General features: G+C 36.4%; 21 protein-coding genes. 6 read left to right on the top strand and 15 right to left on the bottom strand.

Annotation, left to right across the window (positions count from 1 at the left end; translation table 11 throughout):
- Positions 1-100 precede the first annotated feature (100 nt).
- The 4 genes from AC6BKE_RS11200 to AC6BKE_RS11185 all read right to left on the bottom strand — a co-directional run bounded on the left by AC6BKE_RS11200 (position 101) and on the right by AC6BKE_RS11185 (position 4,556).
- Entirely contained in the window at positions 101-1,285 is a 1,185-nt protein-coding gene (locus AC6BKE_RS11200) for an iron-containing alcohol dehydrogenase (protein ID WP_036125723.1), read from the bottom strand.
- A 16-nt stretch (positions 1,286-1,301) separates the two neighbouring features.
- Entirely contained in the window at positions 1,302-2,063 is a 762-nt protein-coding gene (locus AC6BKE_RS11195) for a 3-hydroxybutyrate dehydrogenase (RefSeq protein WP_340809983.1), read from the bottom strand.
- A 62-nt stretch (positions 2,064-2,125) separates the two neighbouring features.
- Positions 2,126-3,646, bottom strand: coding sequence for a CoA-acylating methylmalonate-semialdehyde dehydrogenase (locus tag AC6BKE_RS11190; RefSeq protein ID WP_271912456.1), 1,521 nt, complete (start codon positions 3,644-3,646; stop codon positions 2,126-2,128).
- 16 nt (positions 3,647-3,662) lie between these two features.
- The gene (locus AC6BKE_RS11185; protein ID WP_058843416.1) at positions 3,663-4,556 is read right to left on the bottom strand and encodes an NAD(P)-dependent oxidoreductase; all 894 of its coding nucleotides are present in this window, start codon (positions 4,554-4,556) and stop codon (positions 3,663-3,665) included.
- A 236-nt stretch (positions 4,557-4,792) separates the two neighbouring features.
- On the opposite strand from AC6BKE_RS11185, the gene AC6BKE_RS11180 reads away from it, so the two are divergent.
- Positions 4,793-5,404, top strand: coding sequence for a TetR/AcrR family transcriptional regulator (locus AC6BKE_RS11180; RefSeq protein WP_058843415.1), 612 nt, complete (start codon positions 4,793-4,795; stop codon positions 5,402-5,404).
- A 48-nt stretch (positions 5,405-5,452) separates the two neighbouring features.
- Here AC6BKE_RS11180 and AC6BKE_RS11175 read toward each other — a convergent pair whose 3' ends face one another.
- The 6 genes from AC6BKE_RS11175 to AC6BKE_RS11150 all read right to left on the bottom strand — a co-directional run bounded on the left by AC6BKE_RS11175 (position 5,453) and on the right by AC6BKE_RS11150 (position 14,608).
- The gene (locus tag AC6BKE_RS11175) at positions 5,453-7,459 is read right to left on the bottom strand and encodes a putative bifunctional diguanylate cyclase/phosphodiesterase (protein ID WP_058843414.1); all 2,007 of its coding nucleotides are present in this window, start codon (positions 7,457-7,459) and stop codon (positions 5,453-5,455) included.
- Positions 7,460-7,488: 29 nt separating this feature from the next.
- Positions 7,489-9,645: an RNA degradosome polyphosphate kinase gene (locus AC6BKE_RS11170; protein ID WP_036125738.1), complete on the bottom strand. Its 2,157-nt coding sequence runs from the start codon at positions 9,643-9,645 to the stop codon at positions 7,489-7,491.
- Positions 9,642-11,189 (bottom strand): Ppx/GppA family phosphatase, encoded by a 1,548-nt coding sequence (locus AC6BKE_RS11165; RefSeq protein ID WP_036125740.1) that lies wholly within the window; start codon positions 11,187-11,189, stop codon positions 9,642-9,644. The genes AC6BKE_RS11170 and AC6BKE_RS11165 overlap by 4 nt, the downstream gene beginning before the upstream one ends.
- Before the next feature lie 153 nt (positions 11,190-11,342).
- Complete coding sequence (locus tag AC6BKE_RS11160) at positions 11,343-12,245, bottom strand: chemotaxis protein (protein ID WP_499856834.1); 903 nt, start codon at positions 12,243-12,245, stop codon at positions 11,343-11,345.
- A 65-nt stretch (positions 12,246-12,310) separates the two neighbouring features.
- Positions 12,311-13,633 carry an MFS transporter gene (locus AC6BKE_RS11155; protein WP_058843413.1) on the bottom strand — a complete coding sequence of 441 codons (1,323 nt, stop codon included), beginning with the start codon at positions 13,631-13,633 and terminating at the stop codon, positions 12,311-12,313.
- A 654-nt stretch (positions 13,634-14,287) separates the two neighbouring features.
- On the bottom strand, positions 14,288-14,608 hold the full coding sequence (locus AC6BKE_RS11150) for a winged helix-turn-helix transcriptional regulator (protein ID WP_036125834.1): 321 nt from the start codon (positions 14,606-14,608) through the stop codon (positions 14,288-14,290).
- Positions 14,609-14,763: 155 nt separating this feature from the next.
- Between AC6BKE_RS11150 and AC6BKE_RS11145 the strand changes: the two genes are divergently transcribed.
- Positions 14,764-15,156, top strand: coding sequence for a DoxX family protein (locus AC6BKE_RS11145; RefSeq protein ID WP_036125836.1), 393 nt, complete (start codon positions 14,764-14,766; stop codon positions 15,154-15,156).
- Between the two features lie 60 nt (positions 15,157-15,216).
- On the opposite strand, the gene AC6BKE_RS11140 is transcribed toward AC6BKE_RS11145, so the two are convergent.
- The 3 genes from AC6BKE_RS11140 to ykzS all read right to left on the bottom strand — a co-directional run bounded on the left by AC6BKE_RS11140 (position 15,217) and on the right by ykzS (position 16,843).
- Positions 15,217-16,083 (bottom strand): NAD(P)-dependent oxidoreductase, encoded by an 867-nt coding sequence (locus AC6BKE_RS11140; protein WP_058845177.1) that lies wholly within the window; start codon positions 16,081-16,083, stop codon positions 15,217-15,219.
- A gap of 300 nt (positions 16,084-16,383) precedes the next feature.
- Positions 16,384-16,560: an aspartyl-phosphate phosphatase Spo0E family protein gene (locus tag AC6BKE_RS11135; protein WP_080717115.1), complete on the bottom strand. Its 177-nt coding sequence runs from the start codon at positions 16,558-16,560 to the stop codon at positions 16,384-16,386.
- 94 nt (positions 16,561-16,654) lie between these two features.
- A complete protein-coding gene (ykzS, locus tag AC6BKE_RS11130) occupies positions 16,655-16,843 on the bottom strand; it encodes a protein YkzS (protein WP_036125841.1) in 189 nt (62 codons plus the stop codon).
- A gap of 123 nt (positions 16,844-16,966) precedes the next feature.
- On the opposite strand from ykzS, the gene AC6BKE_RS11125 reads away from it, so the two are divergent.
- The 3 genes from AC6BKE_RS11125 to AC6BKE_RS11115 all read left to right on the top strand — a co-directional run bounded on the left by AC6BKE_RS11125 (position 16,967) and on the right by AC6BKE_RS11115 (position 18,603).
- Complete coding sequence (locus tag AC6BKE_RS11125) at positions 16,967-17,155, top strand: YkvS family protein (RefSeq protein ID WP_004224583.1); 189 nt, start codon at positions 16,967-16,969, stop codon at positions 17,153-17,155.
- 79 nt (positions 17,156-17,234) lie between these two features.
- Positions 17,235-17,852: a CPBP family intramembrane glutamic endopeptidase gene (locus AC6BKE_RS11120; RefSeq protein WP_036125844.1), complete on the top strand. Its 618-nt coding sequence runs from the start codon at positions 17,235-17,237 to the stop codon at positions 17,850-17,852.
- A 61-nt stretch (positions 17,853-17,913) separates the two neighbouring features.
- Entirely contained in the window at positions 17,914-18,603 is a 690-nt protein-coding gene (locus tag AC6BKE_RS11115; protein ID WP_058845178.1) for a DUF8580 domain-containing lipoprotein, read from the top strand.
- A gap of 85 nt (positions 18,604-18,688) precedes the next feature.
- Here AC6BKE_RS11115 and AC6BKE_RS11110 read toward each other — a convergent pair whose 3' ends face one another.
- A complete protein-coding gene (locus tag AC6BKE_RS11110; protein WP_036125858.1) occupies positions 18,689-19,135 on the bottom strand; it encodes a MarR family winged helix-turn-helix transcriptional regulator in 447 nt (148 codons plus the stop codon).
- 120 nt (positions 19,136-19,255) lie between these two features.
- Complete coding sequence (locus tag AC6BKE_RS11105) at positions 19,256-20,623, bottom strand: ATP-binding protein (RefSeq protein ID WP_244504793.1); 1,368 nt, start codon at positions 20,621-20,623, stop codon at positions 19,256-19,258.
- 310 nt (positions 20,624-20,933) lie between these two features.
- Here AC6BKE_RS11105 and AC6BKE_RS11100 point away from each other — a divergent pair, with 310 nt between their 5' ends.
- Positions 20,934-22,673, top strand: coding sequence for a B12-binding domain-containing radical SAM protein (locus AC6BKE_RS11100; RefSeq protein WP_036125863.1), 1,740 nt, complete (start codon positions 20,934-20,936; stop codon positions 22,671-22,673).
- Positions 22,674-23,378 lie beyond the last annotated feature (705 nt).

The following is a 23,378-nucleotide window of genomic DNA, read 5'->3' as shown; positions in this document are numbered from 1 at the left end:
TTTCTCGAATATGTCATATTAATTCTATAGATTACTAGAATATTTTCTGTTTTTTCAAAAAAAGAGAGCTATTCAGCAGTTTGAATAACTCTCACAATCATTAAAACTCATACGTATAGGCAATTTTATATAGTTCCATTAATTCTTCTTTTGTTGGTATCTTCGGATTATTGCTAGGACTGCCACTTGCAAGAGCATCCTCAGCCATTTTAGGGATAGCATTGTAAAAAGCTTGTTCTTCTATTCCCCAATGTTTTAAATTGCCAATCTTCATATGCCTACACATTACCTTAATGGACGTAATGGCTAATTGTGCTAGCTCCTCTTGTGAATACGACTCTTTTGTTTTATTAAAAAACTGTCCTAAATCCGCTAGACGATCTATACAAGCTTCTTTTGAATAGTCCAATACAGCTGGTAAAAGCATCGCATTGGAGATGCCATGTGGAACATGGAAGAGTGCACCGATTGGACGCGACATTCCATGAACTAAGGCAACAGAAGCATTTGAAAATGACAGCCCTGCCTGCATGGAGCCTAATGACATCGCTTCCCTCGCATCCACATCATCTCCTTGCTCATAAACTTTAAGTATATTATTGACGATTAATTCCATGGCAGATAATGCAAGAACATTCGAATATGGATGCGCTAAACGTGATAAATAGCTTTCAATGGCATGACTTAAAGCATCAATTCCCGTTGCTGCTGTAATCGCAGGCGGTGATGTTATAGTTAAAACAGGATCGACTATTGCAACAGTTGGCATAAAAGCTGGCTGTTTAATCATCATTTTTACAGCCGTTTTTGTATTCGTAATAACAGTTGCATCTGTGGCCTCAGAGCCTGTCCCTGCTGTGGTTGGTATGGCTATATGCGGTATTGGTGCATGCGCTGCAACTTTGGCCATTTTCATATAATCTCCTATGTAGCCACCATTTGTAGCTACTACCGCAATCGCTTTTGCCGTATCAATACAGCTTCCTCCACCAACAGATATAATGACATCACAGTGGTGTTTCTGCAGCAGCTGTAGTCCCTCGGCTACATACGTATCATCCGGCTCAGTTGTCACTCCTAAGTATGAAACAGCCTCTATACCTTGGATTTTTAACAAGGTATGACACTGCTTAACAAAACCTAAGCGATCCATGATTGGATCACTAACGATTAATGCCTTAGAGCCTAATGCTTTGGCATAGTCCCCTACTTCCTTAAAAGAATCACGCCCATATACAATGGTTCCTGGTGAATGAACGGTAAAGATTGTTTTCGTTTGAATCATATTTCACCCTCCTAAGCTATTGAGCCGTATAACCACCATCTAAAAGAATCGCCTGACCAGTTAACCCCTTTGCTACATCGCTTGCTAAATATAAAGCTAGCCCTGTAATTTCAGAGACATCCAACAGCCGTTTTTGCGGTACAAGTGGATAAAGCACCTGTTCTAGTACTTCCTCTACTTGAATACCTCGAGTCTTCGCTAAATCGCTAAATTGATTGTGCACTAATTCTGTATCCACATAACCTGGACAAATGGCATTAACTGTAATCCCATCATTTGCTACCTCCAGGGCTGCCACTTTTGTTAACCCAATAACACCGTGCTTTGCTGCGTTGTAACCAGCCTTACCGGCAAACCCGATAACCCCATTGATGGAGGCCATATTGATAATGCGACCAAATTGATTGTTCTTCATATGTGGTAATGCATATTTCATCGCCACAAATGGTGCAACGACCATGACCTTTTGCATAGCCTCAAAAATCTCCGTTTTAAAGTCTTCAATCAATGAGACATGTTGAAATCCTGCATTATTAATTAAAATGTCTATTGTTGAAAATTTTTCAATCGTAAATGCAATAGCCTCTCGTATAGCTTGTTCTTCTGTCACATCACATGTATATATCGTTAAAGAAGGGTTTTGAGCAACCGCTTCCTTTAAAAGCTGTTCATTTTTATCCGTAATTACTACATTTGCTCCTTCCCTAGCAAATGCTTGGGCGATGGCAAGACCAATGCCACGAGCAGCCCCTGTAATGAAAACTGTTTTTCCTTGCATACACCATTCCCTCTCCTTTTTTAAGAAAAAGAGCTGTAAGAATCTACAGCTCTTTGTTTGTATTAGTCGTTATTACTTGGGAATGCAAATGTAGATGCTGTAGAGGCATTACCTGCCATCCAACGCTCTGAAATTGTCTTAGTTTTTGTAAAGAATCGTGCCTGATCTGGACCAAACATATGCCCTTCACCAAAACGAGAGCCTTTAAAACCAGCAAAATTATGGTAGCCAACTGGAATTGGAATTGGTACATTGACACCTACCATGCCAACATCTATTTCAGTCGTAAATTGACGAGCTGCTAACCCGTCATTCGTAAAGATTGTGACACCATTGCCTAGCTCATGTTTATTAATAAGTGTAATAGCCTCCTCCAGTGAATCTACACGTACAACATTACGAGCAGGTCCAAATACCTCTTGCTCATAAATTTCCATCCCTGGCTTTACATGATCTAATAATGTAGGTCCTACATAGAAGCCTTTAGATTCTTTGACAATATCAAGTTCACGGCCATCACAAATCACCGATGCTCCCTCAGTTTCTCCCCGCTCAATTGCAGCAAGAATCGCCTCTTTTGATTGTTGAGAAATGACAGGGCCAAAATCTGCATCAGGGTCTGTATATGGACCTACCTTCAGATTAGTGATTTTCTTTTTAAGAATCGCCACTAGACGGTCTGCTGTCTCTTTCCCTACAGGCATAATCGTAGATATTGCCATACAACGCTGAGAGGCTGCACCATATGCTGCCCCAATAAAGGCATTTGCTACCTGTTCAAGGTCTGCATCTGGCATCACAACCATATTGTTTTTACCACCACCAAGGGCAGTGACACGTTTTCCATACTTTGAGCCTGTTTCATAAATATACTTCGCCACCGGTGTTGAGCCAACAAATGAAATGGCTTGCACAGTTGGGTTTTCCAAAAGTTCATTAACGGCATCCTTATCACCATTTATCACTGTCCAAATACCATCGGGCAACCCAGCTTTTTTCCACAGCTCACTAACAAACAATGCAGTCATTGGCACACGTTCTGATGCTTTTAACACAACAGCATTCCCTACAGCAATAGCCATACTTGTTTGTGCTAAAGGCACCATAATTGGGAAGTTAAATGGCGAGATGGCCGCCACTACTCCTAATGGATATTTTGCAGAATAGGCATTAATTTGCCCGCCAACATTAACAGAGTATTCCCCTTTCATTAAGTGTGGGGCACCGATAGCTAAGTCAACAGATTCAAGTCCTCGGGTGATTTCTCCTTTAGCATCTTCAAGCGTCTTTCCGCTTTCTGTACAAATAATTTGCAGTAGCTCCTCCATATTTTCTGTAATAAGGTTTCGAAACCTTAAGACAATTTCTGCTCGCTTTGCCACAGATGTGTCACGCCATTTAGGAAATGCCGCTTGTGCTTGCTCAATTGCCTCCCGTGTTTCTGCTATTGTGGCAAGTGGTACTTTTGCAATGACATCACCTGTTGTAGGATTGAATACTGAACCATAACGGCCGCTTTTTCCTTCCACTAAATGTCCGCCAATAAAATGTGTTAATGTTTGAATTTCTTGTGCTGTTGTCATTTTTCTTTTCCTCCTCTTAAAATTGTTCTATTTTAGCAGTTTCTTTTAAACTTAAATAAGCAGCAGACATATCGTTTTCACCATAGCCTTGCTGAGCAATTTCACTATACAAATCCACCAATTTTTCCCCGATTCGCAGCGATACCCCTGCTTCGTCTGCCATTTCTTTCGCTAGCTTTAAATCCTTTAATAGTAGGTTTGTCGAAAAGCCTGGCTCATAATTATCGTTTTTCATATATTCCACATAATTGCGTTCATAAATACGGCTTTGACCATAGCTATTACTTAACACTTCATACAGCACATCAGCATGAATGCCCATCTTTTCACCAAGTACGATTGTTTCAGCTACGGCCTCTGTATAAAATCCAATCATTAAATTATTTAATAATTTAATACGTGTACCTACACTTGACGAAATTCCTAGATGGTAACTATTTTTACCGACTATTCCGAATATTTTTGCAGCACTTTCATAATCTTCCTTGTCACCACCAACCATAATTGTTAGAGTAGCATTTACTGCTCCAATTACTCCCCCACTTACAGGTGCTCCTAAATATCGTAACCCTAAGGCTTTTGCTTCTTTATATAATGAATCGTTCAATTCGGGATTAACTGTACTAAAATCAATGAGTAAGCATCCCTTTTTCGCATGATGAATGATTCCTTGTTCTGATTGATACACCATTTCTACTACCTGTGGAGTCGGTAAGCTGGTCATCACCACATCACATTGCTGTGCAACTTCCTTTGCTGTTTCCACACCAATGCCACCCGCTGCTCTAAATTGCTCCATGGCCTTTGCATTTGTATCAAAGCCATACACTTGATAATTTGCCTTTAATAAATTGATAGACATCGGTAACCCCATATTGCCTAAGCCAATAAAACCTAATTTCTCCTTCATTTAAACTTCCCCCAATCTTTGAAAATTCAGCAGACAAGCTGCATGATACACTAGCCAACGCCTATTTTTTGTCGTAACATTAATAACGAGATACTTTTGTTGACCATAGTCAGTGACTGCGGTCAATTAAATCATAATCAAAATAATTCCATCTCGTCAATTAAAAAAAATATATTTTCAGAATATTTTTACAAAAAATATTTTACAATACTTTACTTTGGAGGTAATAAGCTACGATGGAATCATTAACGAGCAGACAGAAAAAGGCATTAGAAACACGGGAAAAATTATTAAAAACCTCGTTAGATTTATTTAACAAGTATGGTTTTGAACATGTCTCTGTTGAACAAATTACAAAAGCCTGCAATGTTTCGAAAGGGACCTTTTATACACATTTCCCATCCAAATATGATGTTATATTAGAAAAATTTATGGAGCTGGATCAATTTTATAGCACTGTAGAAAAAAATATTGATCCTTCATTATCAGCAAGTGAAAAAATTTTATTTGTCTATCAACAACAAATGAACTATTTAACGAAAGTTGTAGGAAAAGATTTATTGCGCACAGTGTATACAGCTGCCATGACAAACCAAGTAGAACAAGATCACTACTTAATCAATCCACAACGTAAAATCTTTCAAATTATGAATACATATATTGAGGAAGGAATTCGACAGGGGGAATTCAGACAAGATGTATCTGCTCCTAACATACAAGCAATTATTCGGCGCTGTATGCGTGCCAATGTTTATGATTGGTTAATTCATAGTGAGGATTTCGATTTGGCTTCCGAAATGGCCCAATTCACAACTATTGTCTTGGATGGTCTTAAAAGCCATAAATAAAAAAGTAGCACTTCACCCATTTTAGGCGATGAAAGTGCTACTCGTTGATTAGCTAACAAAATATTGTTGAACAATTGTTTCCACTGGTAATGGTTTATTATATAAATAGCCCTGTCCTTTTTGACAGCGATGACGTTTAAGAAAATCAACTTGTGAAGCCTCTTCAATTCCTTCAGCAATGACCTCTAATCCTAAATTATGAGACATCGAAATAATTGCCTTAATAATGGCTTCGTTTTTGTCATCTTTTGCAATATCTGCAATAAATGACTGATCGATTTTAATGATATCAATTGGATAGCGCTTAAGATAGCTTAATGAGGAATAGCCTGTCCCAAAATCATCCACTGACACATACACGCCTAATTGCTTCAACTCGGTCAAAATCGAGTAAGTTTCATGAACGTTTGTCATAGAACTTTCGGTTATCTCCACCTCTAATAATTCGGGTGGTACACTATATTTCTTCAAAGCCGCTTTAATTTTTCGAGCGAAATTTTCTTTTCTAAACTGCTTAGGTGAAATATTAACGGCTATCCGTACAGGACGATAGCCTTTCGATTGCCATTCTCTTTGGTAACGACAAACCTCATCAATAATCCAATCACCTATTTCGATTATTAAGCCTGAAGCCTCAGCAATCGGAATAAACTGTGCAGGTGACACAAAACCAAATTTACGATTATTCCACCGCAGTAATGCTTCAAAGCTATTGATGCTATTGTTTGCTAAATCCATTTGTGGCTGTAGATGGAGACTCAGCTCATTAAATTCAATGGCACGACGTAAATGTGCCTCCATTAATGCTTCATTTGGAAAGACAGCTGTCATATCTTCACGATAGTAACGGTAATGTGATCGGCCATGCTCTTTAGCAGAAAATAAAGCCTTATCAGCTTTCCGTACAAGTGTCTCTAAATCTCTTCCATCTGCTGGACTAAGCGAAATGCCAATCGACACGCTAATAAAATATTCCTGTCCATCTATCATAAACGGCTGTTTTAGAACATCCAAGATTGCATTCGCGGTATGCTCAATTTTTTGGATGGTTGCATCTTTTAGCACAAAGATAAACTCATCACTGTTATAGCGATAAAGGGAGCATTTTGAGTAACAAAGCTCACGAAGCCTATGACTAAACATACGCATAAGCTCGTCACCCTTGCTCTCGCCAAGAGATTCATTAAATTTTTTAAAGCGATCAATATCAACCAAAATTAGAGCAGCTTGCTTGTGTTCTTGCTTTTTATCATTTAAATGGTGCAGCCAGTGTTCTTTAAAAGCCTTTCGGTTCCAAATACCTGTTAATTCGTCCATCAGCGCTAGGTAATAAAATGCCTCATGATCATTCATAAATGAATTGGCTTCTTTGACAAATAAATGTACCCCTATTACCTCACCATTATAATAAGTTGGATGCGTTCTTAAATAAAAAGGCTCTTTACTTAGCAATTGGCCCTTTAATAAACACCTAGGCATGCCAAAAGCTGAACCTTCAATGGTTTTGGCAAATAATAATTTAAATTCATTGCTATATCTACTTTCTAATAATGAAAAAATATCTAGTCCTATTAGGCTGTGCTGCTCTCTAGATAAGACAGAGGTAGCAGCAACGTTCTGATGGATAATACGACCTTGTATATCTGTCGTTAACACTGGGCTCACATGTTGCTCCACAAATTGTAAATATGGCGCTATTTCACTTTGTGTTGCACGAAGGATCATAGCGACCATAGAATTAGCTAAGTGCTGTACATGAATCACAAATGTTTTTTTTTGAAGATCAGTACCTAATGTTAGGACATGCTGTTGATTGACATCTTGATTTAGCAGTTCCGACAATTGCAGCCAGCATGGCTCTGAAAAAAAATGCTCCGCGTTCTTGGCTGAGCTATCTTGTAACTCAAGCAATAAAGATAGCTTATCATTAAATTCAACAACCTCAAACACGGCCGTATCCACTTTTTTCAAACAGACAACTGCATCAAATGGATTCAGTTGGATGAGCTGCTGATAATCTGCAAATGGCGCTACACTCTCTCTATATTTTTTCATTCTATCCCTCACTAAGTAGCGTGTTTGCTCTATTCTTCGTCTAGCGTAGGCTTTAATGCATCCTTTAAGAAAACTTCCTGGCTATTTAACGGATCTTCGCTACGATCAAACTCTTTGTAATGGTATTTACCATTCGAGTCTTGAATACGTGCTTTCGCAGTATCCATTAATTGTGCATTCATTATGTCAATAATACGAGTTTTTGCTTCACTTGCATATACAGGGAACAATATTTCTACACGTTTAATCATATTGCGTGTCATCATATCTGCTGACGATAAATAGACTTTATTTTCTCCATTATGATGGAACCAATAGATACGAGAATGTTCTAGGAAACGGCCAACAATACTTGTCACTGTAATGTTTTCACTTATACCAGGAATACCTGGTCTAATACAGCAAATACCACGTATAATGAGTTCCACTTTTACACCTGCAATAGATGCTTCATAAAGCTTCATCATTAAGTCTTTGTCTGTCAGTGAGTTCATTTTTGCCCTAATAAAACCATTACCATGTTTTTTATGACAAGCAATTTCTTCATCCATTAAACGAATAAATTCATCTCGAATATCAAATGGTGCCACGACTAAATGATTAAAGGTAGGCTTTTCTGTATAGCCGCTTAAGTAGTTAAAGAAGTTTGTCGCATCAATGCCAAACTCTTTATCTGTAGTTATTATGCCCATATCCGTATAAATTTTTGCAGTAGCATCATTATAATTTCCTGTCCCAAGATGGACAAAACGCTCAATTTTACCGTTACGACGACTAACAACTAGTGTTATTTTAGAGTGCGTTTTTAAATTATTCATGCCATAAATCACAAGACAGCCTGCTTGTTCTAATTGTTTTGCCCAGTGTACATTGTTTTCTTCATCGAAACGAGCCTTTAGTTCAACTAGCACTGTTACTTGTTTGCCATTTTCAGCCGCAAGTTTTAATGCTTGTATAATTGGTGAATTGCCACTTACTCGATATAATGTTTGCTTGATTGCTAATATATTTGGGTTAACCGCTGCCTCTGCAATAAAATCAACAATTGGAGCAAACGATTCATATGGATGATGGAAAAATATATCTTGTTGTAGAGCTTTTTCAAAAATATTTTCATCTGATTGTAAATCTAAAGGTGGCTGTGGAATAAAGCTTTCATATTCTAGATGCTCGCGACCAACAGAAATACCTTTAACAAAAGAGAACATAAAGGTTAAATCCAAAGGCCCATCAATATGGAACACATCTGTTTCTTCAATTTCAAATTCATCTAATAAATATTGAAGTACTTCCTCATTCATTTCTCCAACTCGAACTTCTAAACGGCTCCCTACGCCCCATTTTCGTTTTTTTAGTTCCTTTTCAATTTCAACTAGCAGATCGCGAGCCCCCTCTTCATGGATCGTTAAATCTGCATTTCTTGTTAGACGGAAAGCTTGTGCTGATTTTACACTATAGCCATAAAATAGCTTTTCAATATGCGCTACAATCACGTCCTCCAATAAAACAACAATTGTTTTCCCTTCTTCGGATGGCACTTTTATATAACGGTCTAGAACAGAAGGGACTTGTACGATGGCTACTTTTTCCCGACTTTCAACTTCTGTCTCATCCTGCTCTAACAGTACGAGTAAATTCAATGTCTTACCAAATAATGTTGGGAAAGGACGATACGCGTCTACTGCTACAGGGGTTAAAACTGGGAAGATTGTTTCCGCAAACATCTCATTGATAAATGCTTTTTGTGCTCTGTTTAAATCTTTCATATCTGCAATATGTACATTATGCTGTGGAAGCAAATCATAGATTAAATGACGATAAACTTCTGTCTGTCGACGAACTAATGCTTGTGTACGCTCTGCAATTTTCGCCAACTGCTCCTTTGGTGTTAATCCAGATTTATTTTCAGGTTTATGAAAGCCAGCTCGAACTTGATCTTGTAGCCCTGCAACACGCACCATAAAAAATTCATCTAAATTTGAGCTAAATATAGCTAAAAATTTCAAACGCTCTAGCAGAGGATTATTGATATCCTCCGCTTCCTCTAATACTCGTTCATTAAAGGCAAGCCAGCTCAATTCCCGATTATTATAGTACTGAGGCTTGGCAATCTCCTCTAATAACCGACTATGTTTTTCTGAAAAGTCTTCCTCATGTAGCTCGTTTTTCGTTACTTCAGTTGTCATCCATTGTTCCACCCTTCTTCAATAAAATTGATCCTCATTGGGATTTTTAATGCTCGTTCTAAATGTTTTCTATGGCGATTGGCTTGATACTTTTCAGCAGCTGCATTCTTTTTCACATAAATATCCAGTTGTACATGATCCTCTTCTGTGCGCATCTCAATGGCATGAACAACATTGCGCTTTGACACATTTAACGCATAGACAAATTTTAATAACGCTCCAAAATCTCGTAATTTGCGATATTCCTCACGATCCATCCATGTTGCAAACGGAGCGGCAAATCGTTCAAAATAATCTTTATTTTTATAGGATGCAAGAAGTGCTAGTTTTACTCGTTCTAAATGATTTAAACCATCAATGGATTGATTTGCGATTAAATAAAAAGTATGTTGGCTGGAAGAGCTTAATTCAATATACTCTCCAATATTAAAAACCTTGGCCGCTTTCGACAATAAATGCAAATCTTCTGGATGATATTGCAAATAACCTAAATGACAGCATTCACGATACAATTGGTCTGCTAAATTCATTAAATAATCAACTTCCATTTCAGTTCGACCATACTGACGTGCTAATCTTCTTGCATTCCCTTCAAATACATTGTATTTATCAAAGGCCTGTGCATCTGTTTGCAAAATCCGTTGAAAAATGAGTCCCTCACGTAAACCTCTCTTTGTCAGTTGGAATGTCCCACTACCAACCGCCTCCATTAATACTCTAAATACCTCTAATGCAGGTACAATAATATCTGCGCGATCCGATGAAAGCCCATCTAATTGTTTCAATTCCTGAAAGCTTAGTTGACCTAAAAATGAGCTTAAATCATCCAAATCTGCCTTAGACATTTCGTAGCCATGCACACTTGCAATTGGATAGTCATGCTTTTGCTGATGAATTTGTACAATATTCCGCGCACTACCACCAATTGCGATAATAGGTAATGCGACATTTTGTATCCAAGGGAGTGTTTGAAATTGCTCTTTAATAAAGGCAATGAGTTCCACTTTTTCACTACTATTCATAATGTCGCCTTTTACAAATCGTTGCTTTAAAGAAACTGTCCCAAATGGAAAACTATGTGATTGCTGAATTTCTTTATTTTCAAAGAGCGTAATTTCGGTACTTCCACCACCAATATCAATTGTTACGGCCGATTTTGTACCCATGGAATAGGCAACTGCAACATAGCCAAAATAGGCTTCTTCTTCTTCTGATAAAAGCTCAATTTGGATACCAGTTCGTTTTTTCATTTCCTCTATAATTTGATCTCGATTAGTGGCTTGTCGGATAGCAGCAGTTGCAGCTGCTTTGACATCAGTTATTTCAAAATCCTCTAGCATCGCTTTGAATGTGAATAAAGTTTCTGATAACACTTGAATACCTTCTTCAGACATTTCTCCTGAAGGCAATATATATGTACGCAAACGTGCTACCGTTTTAATATTTCCTAGCTCACGAAGCCCCTCTTCATTATCATACTGATATAATACTAATCGAATGGTATTGGAGCCGATATCAATAATGGCTGTTTTTAGTTCATTCAAATCATCACATCCTCCAAGCCTATTTTGTTCATAAAATGTGGACCTATACAAAAAAGTCGGCACCCTTTTAAGGCATCCGACTTTTCTTTCATTTATTTTTACTTTTAGGATACCCATTATTAAAATTGTGAAGTATCTTGTAAGTCATTACCATTACAGAATAAGTTGGTCAACACGTAAAATGAGCTCTGCAATTTCTGGCTTACTAATTTGATCTTCTGCTCCTACTTGATCCCCTTTATGGCGAAGATCGTCTGTAATGAGACTTGAGAAAATGATGACAGGAAGCTTTTGAAGATCAGGGTGCTCTTTGATTTTTCGTGTCAAATGATGACCATCCATTTGTGGCATCTCAATATCAGTTACCACTAATTGAATATGTTCTGAGATATCGCTACCACTATTCGCAATTCCTTCTAAGTATTCATAAGCATCGCGACCATTTTCAAAGAATTCTACATTGTCATAACCAGCTTCGCTCATTGTATCGAATAATAATTTGCGTAATAATGGTGAATCTTCTGCAATTAAAATACGCTTTCCAGAACGTTCACGTTTACCAAGCTTTTTAACAGATTCCACACTAATTCCTGATTCAGGATTGATATCCACCATAATTCTTTCGAAATCTAGCAATAGAATCATTTGTTCATTTTGTTTAATTACGCCAATTACTTGTGATGTCCCACCTTGATACATATCAGATGGCTTTTCAATTTGATTCCATGAAATACGATGAATTTGTGTCACATTATCTACATGGAAAACAACACGTTGCTTATTGAATTCAGCCACAATATATTTTTGTTGAGGATTACGCTCCGCACCTTGAATTCCTAATACTCGCAGCATATCTACAACCGGTAATACTTCACCTCGTAATTGAATAATTCCTTCTACATGCGGGTGCGCGTGTGGGATAAATGTTACTGGTATCGGTTGAATAATTTCTTTCACTTTAATGACATTGATGCCGAATTTATTGTTTGCTACTTCAAATTCAACGATTTCTAGCTCATTTGTGCCACTTTCTAATAATATTCCTTTATGTTCCAATGCAATCCCGCTCCTTTCTCTACATCTATTTATAATTCAATTGTATCATAGGCAATACATTTCTCCTACTTGCTATTTCCATTTTTATCATTAACTTTTAGATGTACCAATAGGCCGATTACTGTCATCACTATTAATGTTGATAACGCGACACGACTAGCAAGGGTGCCATAATCCTTCATCCATAATGTCACTGTTCCATATACGGCTGGACCGATAATCGATGATACTTTACCTGAAAAGGCAAATAAGCCGAAAAACTGCCCGCGTTTCTCATATGGTGATAATTCAATAATATAGGTCCTAGATGTCACCCACATGGATCCAAGGGATATCCCAAATAGACTACCTGCTAGCCAGAACATCCATTGTGCTGAGGCAAAAACAGCGAACACTAAAGCGATAATCATAATGAGCGCAACTATCGTAATGGCACGTTTAGCTCCTATGGATTTCGTTATATAGCCAAATGCAAGAGAACCAATGATTGTTGATACCGTAGAGACCAAATAAAGAACGATAAACTGACCAGAACTAAATCCAACAATTGCCGTAGCATAAACAGCCATCATGGCGATCGTCGTAGCAATGGCATCATTTAAAAAGAAATAAGCAATCATGAACGTAAAAATGGCCTTATATTGCTTCATATCCTTAAAAGTTTGAATGATTTCTTTATAGCCGTCTAAAAACTTTATGGACTTGCGCTGCGCTTTTGGAATAGGTGTATCTTTATTAATTAAAAATAATGGCAATGAAAATAATAAATACAAGATAGCTGTTGGAATAAACGCTCGGTGAAAATCGCTGTTACCGACATATAAATATACAAGTAATCCGAAAAGTGTGCCCAAATAACCAATTGCAACTCCATACCCTGAGATTAATGGCATCTCTTCTTTTGTTCCTAAATCACCCATCATAGAGTCGTAGAATACTAGACTTGAATTAAAGAAAAATTTTGCAATGACAAAGCTTGCAACTACTAAAAATAAACTAAGAGGGACACCTGAGTAGTTGGTTGTCGATTGTACATTTGCAAAGATCCCCATCATAAATGTAAAAAGAATGGAAATAGATGCAAACCATACGATAAACCTCTTTTTGTAGCCAGTGTTATCAATCCAAACCCCAAAAAGCGGTGAAAAGATAACGAGCAACAAGCTTGCAATCGCATTGGCGTAGGATATAAAGGTGCTTGCTACTTGTTGCATGACTTCATTCGTACCCAGCACTTCATCCATGTAAAACGGGAAAAAAATTGTATTTATATTTGAAGAAAAAATTGTATTCGCAAAATCATAAAATGCCCATGAAAGTATTGGCAATGATAAATAAATGGCTAACTGACTTCGATGCTGTACATCGATTGCTGTACCTTTCTTCATATAAAACCTCCCCTCTATTTTCTATAATAATCAATTAACCTCTCTCTGTAATAAAAAATATCTTTTTTTAAAGAAAATTAATATTATTTACAATATAACAGCAATTTCATTGAAAAATAACTGCCAAATGACCGATAAATGAACACTCATTTTCCATCGTTTTCCGTGTAAATCAAAAAAGATCTTTTGACAAGGTGAGGGGAGGTGATTTCCGTTCCGCCAGCGTCCTTTCCAGAGGGCGTCCGATGAGCCGCTGCGCTCACTGCGTTCGCTCCAGTGTCTTTTCCTGAACAAAATAGTCTTTTATTTATATTATTAGAGAGAGGATAAGCTCTTATTTACAATGTGGAGAAGTGATGAGTGACAACACCCCACCATAAAGAGTAGTGAATACCCTTCACTTTATTGGAAAACCTTTGCTAACAAGAAACATTTTTATAGATTGGAGTGGAAGGCTACTTGACTCCCGTGGGATAGCGAGACAGGCGAGCCCCCTAAACGGAGCGGTAGCGGAGGAAGCGGCTCGGCGCTCGCCCACAGGAAAGCAAGTAGCCTGCAACGGAAATCCATTTTCACCTTTCACAAATTCTATTGATTGTTTGTATTTCAACACGATAAAAAGGTATTCAAGCCCCTCACTTGAATACCTTTTTATCATTTTTCATTTAGTGTCACCCAGTCAGAAGACCATTGTTCAATTGCTTTTAGCACTGGCGCAATAGCATATCCCTTTTCCGTAAGCTCATACTCAATGACAACTGGTGTCGAAGGAATTACTGTACGTAACACGATTTGCTCTGTCTCTAACTCCTTTAATCGTTCTGTTAAAACACGACTGCTAATATTCAACTGATTTTTAATGGTTGAATAACGTTGTGGACCATCGAGCAACTGATAAATTAGCAAAGTATTCCATCGATGATTTAATATCATGAGTGCTTTTTCAAATCGTGGACAAATATTTTTTTGATCCAATCTACTAGCCTCCATTGTTGTTAGTTCCTATTTAACAGTATAGCACTTTTTCTAAAAAACCAATTCTAAAAATACATTAAGTTACTTGACAAAAGTTATTTTTAAAAATAAACTAGGTTACGAAATGTAAGTTAAAGAAAAGGAGTTATTTTATTATGCAAATGATTGGTTCAACTATTTTACGTGTCGTTCTTGGCATTATTTTTGCCGTACATGGTTTTCAAAAGTTTCAAGGTGGAATCAGCTACACAGCTGACTTCTTTGATAGTCTAGGTATACCAGGATTTATGGCGTATATCGTTGCGATTATTGAATTAGTAGGCGGAATTGCCATTATTTTAGGTTTAGCCACTAGAATCTTTGGCGCTTTACTAACGATTACAATGATCGTTGCTATCTTTACAGCAAAACTAAGCATTGGCTTTATCGGAGCTGATGGATTGGCTGGTTATGAATTAGATTTAGCTTTAGGCGCTATAGCTCTTTATTTTGCTTTAGCAGGAGCATCTAACTTCTCTTTAGATTCTCAACTTTTTGGTAAAGAGTAGTACTAAAAAACCTGAAGTCTCCCAAGAAATAAAGAGACTTCAGGTTTCCTATTCACGCCACTATTTATAATACTTTAGAAGAACTTGTGTACCATTATCACCATAGCCCTCTTCAATCAATTTCTCATACATGTCATATGCTAATGAAAGCCCTGGTAAAGAGATACCCATTTTTTTGGATTCATCTAAAGCAATTTTCATATCTTTGACAAAATGTTTAACATAAAAGCCTGGAGCAAAATCCCCTTGTATCATGCGTGGAGCTAAATTGCTTAAAGACCATGAGCCAGCTGCCCCTGATGCGATTGATTGTAATACCGTCGGTAAATCTAAACCTGCCTTTAAACCATATGCTAGTGATTCGCACACTCCAATCATACCTGAAGCAATGACAATTTGGTTGCACATCTTTGCATGTTGCCCAGCACCCGCTTCACCTTGATAAACAATATTTCCCCCAAAATGCTTCATAATTGGCAATACCTTATCATAGGTAGCTTGATCGCCACCAATCATAATGGACAATGTACCATTTTGTGCTCCTATATCACCACCTGAAACAGGAGCATCTAAAGCCTCTACACCCATTGAAAGGGCGTGTTCATAAATTCTCTTTGCCAAGGAAGGCTCTGAAGTCGTCATATCAACGACAATGTTACCTTGCTCTGCTGTTTGGAAAAGACCATTTTGCCCAAAATATACTTCCTCAACATCTGAAGGATATCCAACCATTGTGAAGGCAATGTCACGATTTTTAAATGCTGCTGCTGGCGAACTTGCCCAAGACGCTCCCAATGCCACAAGAGGTTCTGCTTTTTCCTTTGTCCGCGTAAACACAGATACTTCATGCCCATTTTTTATTAAATGTTTAATGATGCTAGCACCCATCACACCCGTGCCAATAAATGCTATACGTTTCTTCGTCATATGTACATGCTCCTTTATTTTAGAATGTCTGCACTCTCGGTGAGAATCCAAACTCTGTATCTTTTCAGTTTAGGTGAAGGAAACATATAATTCAAACTCTTCCCATAACTTGTACTAAACTTTTTATGTATGACATATATACCGAATAAGCGAAAAAAAAGAGAGCAAGTGATTGGGGGATCACTGCTCTAAAGGGGGAAATGAGAATGTTGCTGTGTTCATAGTAAGTTATTCCCCATTGAAATGCATTTTAAACATATATGTTAAAATGTTTTTACTCTGAATACTGGAACAATCTTTTTAGTTTTCTTGGTCTTTTTCTTCCTCAAATGCCATCTGTCTATAATAAGTGTTCATTAACTGATCTAATCTGCGACTCAGTTGAATGGTTTTTGCATTTTGTAACCCGTTTTCTACACCTGAGCGAATCATCATCTCACGAGTTTGTTCCATTTGTTTCAAGAGTAGATTGACCATTCATACAACCCTCCACACACAAATAATCATACCATTATTATACATTTATATTTTATTTCTTACAGCATTAACTTACGACAATGTTCGACAAATTTTAACTTCTCGGAAGTTCAGTATAAGTATATATAATCCGTCCATTTTGTTTGGCCTCACCCCTATAATGTTTAAATAAAGGATGCTTTACAAGTATTTCGCGAAATTCATAAAAATCTTCCTTTTGAATTTCAATACTTTCTATTTCCCCGTTTTGTAATTGTTTAAGCATATTTTCGTATTTTTCCATTTATTTTATACCTCTCTTTTCATCTTTTGTGTAATAAATTATGAATTATTTAAAAAAAGCTTTACGTTTCCCAAATTTTCATGCAAACTGTATATTATTAGTCGATGAAGGAGCTGACTGTCTGTGAAAATAGCTGAAGTTGGAAATATTATCGAGTTTAAAAATGGTCTACAAGGTATTGTCGAAAAGGTAAATGAAAATTCGGTGATTGTTAATTTAACATATATGGAGAATTTTGATTCCCTTGAGATTGAAGAGAAAACGGTCGTCAATCATAAACGTTATAAAATTTTATATACTAATGAAGCTTAATAGTCCGAATAGTCCCTATTTGTCTTTATAGATGATAAGGGGCTATTTTTTTGATAAAATTAAAGTATGGAGGTCGAATATGCTAACAAATTCGAAACAAACACTACTATTTCTCCTTTCTTTATTATTCGTTTATGGCATGCTTGCTTTTACCTTTGCTAACCAAGCAGTATTTTGGTACATGTATGCATTTACTTTATTAGTATGTATTGCCATCGCCATCTTAGCTGGCTCCATTGAAGATAAATTACCTACATGGCAATTTTTACTCTTTGGTATTGGATACGGTACCATCACATATGGTATCATTCGCTTTGGTTACTGGCTCGCTCCATATATTAATAATAATTTAGTACAATCCGTTCAAAAGTTTTTAACAAACTATGGACCACAAAATATTTGGCACTATGTTTTACTTGTATTCATCGTTGCCATAGGTGAAGAACTATTTTGGCGTGGTTATATCCAACAGCAGTTAAAACGCTTTATGCGTCCATCGTTGGCCGTTATAGTAACTGCCATACTGTGTGCGATATCAATTGCTCTAAGTGGTTTTATACTTGGTGTTATAGCTGTACTTTTGGCAAGTATTATTTGGGGCTTCATCTATGAGTGGAAAAAAAGTATGCCACTTGTTATTGTAGCTCATGTCGTTTTTGTACTATTATTATTTTTAGTGTTGCCTTTAACATCATAACATTTAATTTTGGAAACATTTTATCTTTACAAACGTTTAATTTAGAAAAGGAGGGTTTTTTATGCAAAAAAAATTATTTTCAATTCTTGCATTAGTACTAACAGCCGTATTAGTTGTAGGTTGTAATACCTCTGATAAAACAGGGGATTCAGATGCTCAACAAAATGAGCCATCCAATACTGGTGTTGATCAAAAACCATCTGGAGATGAAACTGCAGGCGAATCACAAGAAGAAGAGGAAACTCCTGCATCAGATGATACAAATACAGAGGATACTTCTAAACAGCCACAACAAGATGTGAAATACGTACAAAAAGGCGAAAATAAAACGGAAACAGCCACTCAGTCTGAAAGTGTCAATCAAACCTACAAGCTACAACAGCTTCCAGGATTTACAATGACACAGGAAGAACCAGGTAAAGATATGTTAGTATCTAATGATGATGACGAAGTGTTTATGCGTATTGAAACAATTGAAGCATCACAATCAAGCTTTGATGAAGTGAAAACAACTATGCAAGATTATATGAATGCTGTAGGCGAAACAGTAGCTTTAACTACTGAAGAATTAGCAGCATTTAAAAATGTTCAACATATCGAGGGTTATGTCGTAGACTTTGACACAGAGAAAGTTATTGGGGTTGTTTTTGAAAAAGATGGTCTCATTACAAAATTAACAATTCACGATAACGATAAACAAGATTTAACAGATGCTATGCTTAATATGGCAGCCACTATCTCTAAAAAATAGTAAGACAATAAGGACGATAGACATTGTCTATCGTCCTTTTATTTCCATTATAAAAAAGTTGTCTCAAATCAATGAGACAACTTTTTTAATAAGATAAATCCTTAATAGAAAGGCCTATTTTCTTTAATAACGTAATTGCTTGTTCCTTTTCTTGCGGTGATAGCACACTCATTAATTCATGCAAATGCTGCTCGTGTTTTGGGAATAGCTCTGCCATAAAGGCTTCACCTTCTCCAGTGATTTCTGCATATGTCACACGACGATCTGAAGGACAAGAAACACGTAATAAATAGCCTCTCTTTTCAAGCTTATCAATGACATACGTAATAGACCCACTAGCGAGCAAAATTTTATTGCCTATTTGCTGTAAAGGTTGTCTCCCTTTATGGTAAAGAAGCTCTAGAACAGCAAATTCAGTTGGGTTTAAACCATTATCCTGAAATAATTGATGTGTTGTCTCATTGATCGCTTTCAATGCACGCGATAGTACAATATATAATTTTAAAGATTGTTTTAGATCTTCTGACTTCATATTCTTTTCCTCTCACTTCGCTCTTTATATGACATTATAGCGATATTAGAAAAGCATTGTCAAAAGCATTATATGATTTAGAAGGTTTTATTGTGAATTATCTCACCATTTTTACTCTATTTACGTTACTAAATAAGCAGAATCTTTTGAGGATACTTCCAATGTATCAAGTTGATTAAATGTGTAAATTGGGAACTGCAGATGGAAGCATGTCCCCTTCTGTAGTTCACTATTAACGCCTATTACCCCATCATGTTCTTCAATCACCTTTTTCACGAAAGCAAGGCCCAGTCCTGTCCCTGTTGATTTTGTCGTGTAAAAAGGCTGGAATAGGTTTTGAAGTGTCGTGCTGTCCATGCCAACCCCTTCATCTTTAATCATAAGCTCGACAATCGCACAGTCATTTGTCGCCATTTCAACTGTAATCGTGCCACCATTATTCATGGATTCCATTGCATTTTTAATTAGGTTCATTAACACCTGCTTTAAGCGATTCTCGTTGCCACCGATATAAATTTGGTTAGAAGGAGAAATGTACTGAATCATAATATTTTTCATGAGTGCATCTGGTAGCATAAACTCAATGACTTGCTTTACAATATGATCCAGTTCTAATAATTCAACTTTCATCGTCGTTGGCTTAGACAACACTAAAAGCTCGGATAAAATTTGTTCCATCCGTTGAAGCTCACTGTCAATAACAGAGAGATACATGCGTGATTCATCATCAGCATTTAACTTTAATAATTCAGTAAATCCCTTTAAAGAAGTTAATGGGTTACGAATTTCATGCGCAATACTTGCAGCCATCTGTCCCACAACATTTAATGCTTGCTGATGCTCGACTTTATGCTGAAGTTGTTTTTTCTCTGTTTCATCATTGATAACCGTGACAATAATATTATTGTATTCATCGAAAATACTGGAAATTTCATAATAGCAAGTTCTGCTTACTTGTGTTTCATCGACTACATGAATACTTGCATGCTTGTCACCCATCAGCTTAGACAGGTATGATGTAATTTGTCCCTTTTTCAATGTAAATGAATCGAATATATGTTGATGTGCTTTATGGAGCAACTGCGAATTTTCAACTTTCAGAAACATTTCCGCATACTTATTAAGCCCAAGAATAATACCGCTAGCATCACTTACAATAACAGCATAAGGTAAATAATCGTATGCATTAAAAGATTGTGATCTTTCATGCGCCTGACTCATGTATAATTTATGAGCAACATCATCATTTAGTGTAGAAATTTGCGCAACAATTTCTTCTGTATTAGGATCATAAAAACATTTAAAAGACAGCATTTCATAGTCGTTTCCAGTTGTACGAATATTAAAAATTTCTTCTGAACGTAAATCATTTTGTAATTGTTTGACGAATTTAGTCCATTTAAAATTAGATGGCTCGTCCATAGCTAAATAGCCAATATACGTTAAATTAAGATTAAAACGTTTAATAGCAGCCTCATTAACGTTCAAAATTTTCCCTGCTTTATTGAGTATAAGTGTTGGTGACGAAGTACTTTTCATAAGATTTCCAAAACATTGATTAATATCATTTTGCTTCAACTTTCTCACCGAACCTTTCAAAAGAGTAAAAAACCTCTAAATCGAATTTTGAGCCTTTACTATACTTTATGACAGCACGATTCTATTATTACAAAATTTAGTAAATTTAAGTATTTTAAATTATTTCACGAACCGTTCACAAAATAAATAGGTAAAAAGAATTATATTGTATGTCAGATACTTGACTGATACAATAAGATGTTGAAAGGAAGATTATTGCATGAATACTATTTTAACTACTTTAAATGCAAAGTATATTCACACAAATTTAGCATTGCGCTATCTTAAAGGCGCCGCTTTACCAGAATTTAATCCAATTATAGCAGAGTACACTATTAAGGATCCTGCTTTTAATATTGTATCAGATTTATTCCAAAAAAAACCTGATATTGTTGGATTTAGTTGCTACATCTGGAATATAGAAGAAACCATTCACGTTATAAAAATGTTAAAGACTGTCTGTCCAAATGTTAAAATTTTGCTAGGAGGTCCTGAGGTTTCTTACGATTCTCATCATTGGTTACGTCAAATACCCGAGGTAGATTTTATTGTCATGGGCGAAGGAGAAACTTCTTTCAAACAATTATTACGCTATTTCCACGGTGAAATTTTGTTAGAGGATGTTCCAGGCATTTGTTATTTAGAGGATGGAAAAGTCAAAATTCACGCTATGCCACCTAAAATTGATTTGCGTGAATTACCAAGTCCATTCCGCTTTGAGGAGGATCTTCCCCATTTAGGTAAACGCATTCAGTATATCGAAACAAGTAGAGGCTGCCCATTTAGTTGCCAATTTTGTTTATCTTCTATTGAAGTAGGTGTACGATACTTTAACCGTGAAAAAATAAAAGAAGATATTCGTTTTTTAATGGATAACGGAGCTCGGACAATTAAATTCGTGGATCGTACCTTCAATATTAGCCGTAGCTATGCAATGGAAATGTTCCAGTTTTTAATTGATGAACATAAACCTGGTGTTGTATTCCAATTTGAGATTACTGCAGATATTATGCGCCCTGAGGTGATTCAATTCTTAAATGACAATGCACCAAAAGGTTTGTTCCGTTTCGAAATTGGCGTACAATCTACAAACGATTTAACCAATACACTCGTGAAACGTCGTCAAAACTTTGAAAAGCTAAAACGAACGGTAACAATGGTGAAGGATGGCGGAAAAATAGATCAACATTTAGATTTAATTGCTGGTCTACCAGAGGAAGATTACGCAAGCTTCCGTCAAACGTTTAATGACGTTTTTGCGATGAGACCAGAAGAGTTACAGCTAGGATTTTTAAAGCTTTTACGTGGTACAGGCCTTCGATTAGAAGCGGAAAAGTTTGGTTATACCTATGTGGATGTCTCTCCTTACGAAATCTTTTCAAATAATGTGCTAACCTTTGATGATATCGTACGCATTAAACATGCAGAGGATGTTCTTGAGAAGTATTGGAATGACCATCGGATGGATCATACGATTGAATACTTAGTTACTGAGGTCTTTGACACACCATTTGATTTTTTCCAAAACTTTGGGACGTATTGGGAAACAAAAGGTTGGTCTCGTATTGGCCATCAGTTGGAAGATTTATTCCGCCGTTTATTAATGTTTTTGGAAACTGTGGAGGGCGTGAATTTAAATATTATCCAGAGTCTCATGCAGCTTGATTATCTAATGGCACAGCAGTTCCAACCACGTAAGCTGTGGTGGAATGAACGCCCAACAGAAGAGCAACAAAAAGCCCTTTATCAAGCATTACGCGAAGATCCTACTATCGCTGGCGAGGAATTTGCTAGCTTTAAGCTATCTGAGAAAGAGTTGTTTAAGCATACACTGATTATCCCTCATGGCCTTGACTATCACAATTTCCTAAATGGCAAAATTGTACAAAAAAATGGCTATCTGTTAACCTATTTCCGTCACGGTCAGCAACCATATTTTGCATCTATCCACTCTAGTTAATAATAAAAGCTAGTCCTGTGCTAACAGTCAGGACTAGTTTTTTTCTTTCTTAAACAATTCTTAAATCCTTTTCACAAAAATAACATGACTGTATATGTACTTTCTTCGACTAACTAAATGAGTTAGTCAAGTATTCATAGCCTCCCTCCAAAAGTTTAGGGCAAATGCCTTAAAGACAAGCTAGTTCTATTTTGTAAATAATACCCACAAAAATTTTAAAAATGCGGGAAAAACAATTTTAAATTTTTTGAAAATTGTATGACAATTTCGTATTTTTCACCTTTTTTAATGAAAAATACGCAGGAATGTTCTTTATTAAGTATCATTTTCTTCTAAAACATTCCCCATTATTACGCATTTATTCGTGTAGCCTTTTTATGTGTTTTTTATTGTATTTGAACTACCTATATTAAGGCAATTACTTTTTAATTCCTTAAAATTAACTTTTGATAGGGGACGCGAACAAAGGGTATTCCCTTATGTATATACACCTGTAATGACAACTTTCGACAAATTACTTCTTTTTATCTATATATAATAGAAGAAAGTCATTTACTATACTTATAATATTTACCAGTAAATTCGTTTTATTCATAAAATAATCTTTTACTTTAAACTATTATAAGATACCAATATTTAGAAACTATATATTAGTATTGATTGGTCAAAATAGGGTAATTATTTTTTTAGAATCATATTAATAGT

Source organism: Lysinibacillus sp. COL-1 (genome assembly GCF_059814265.1).
Note: the sequence above shows the minus strand (reverse complement) of the source record. Positions and strands in the feature narration are given on the sequence as shown.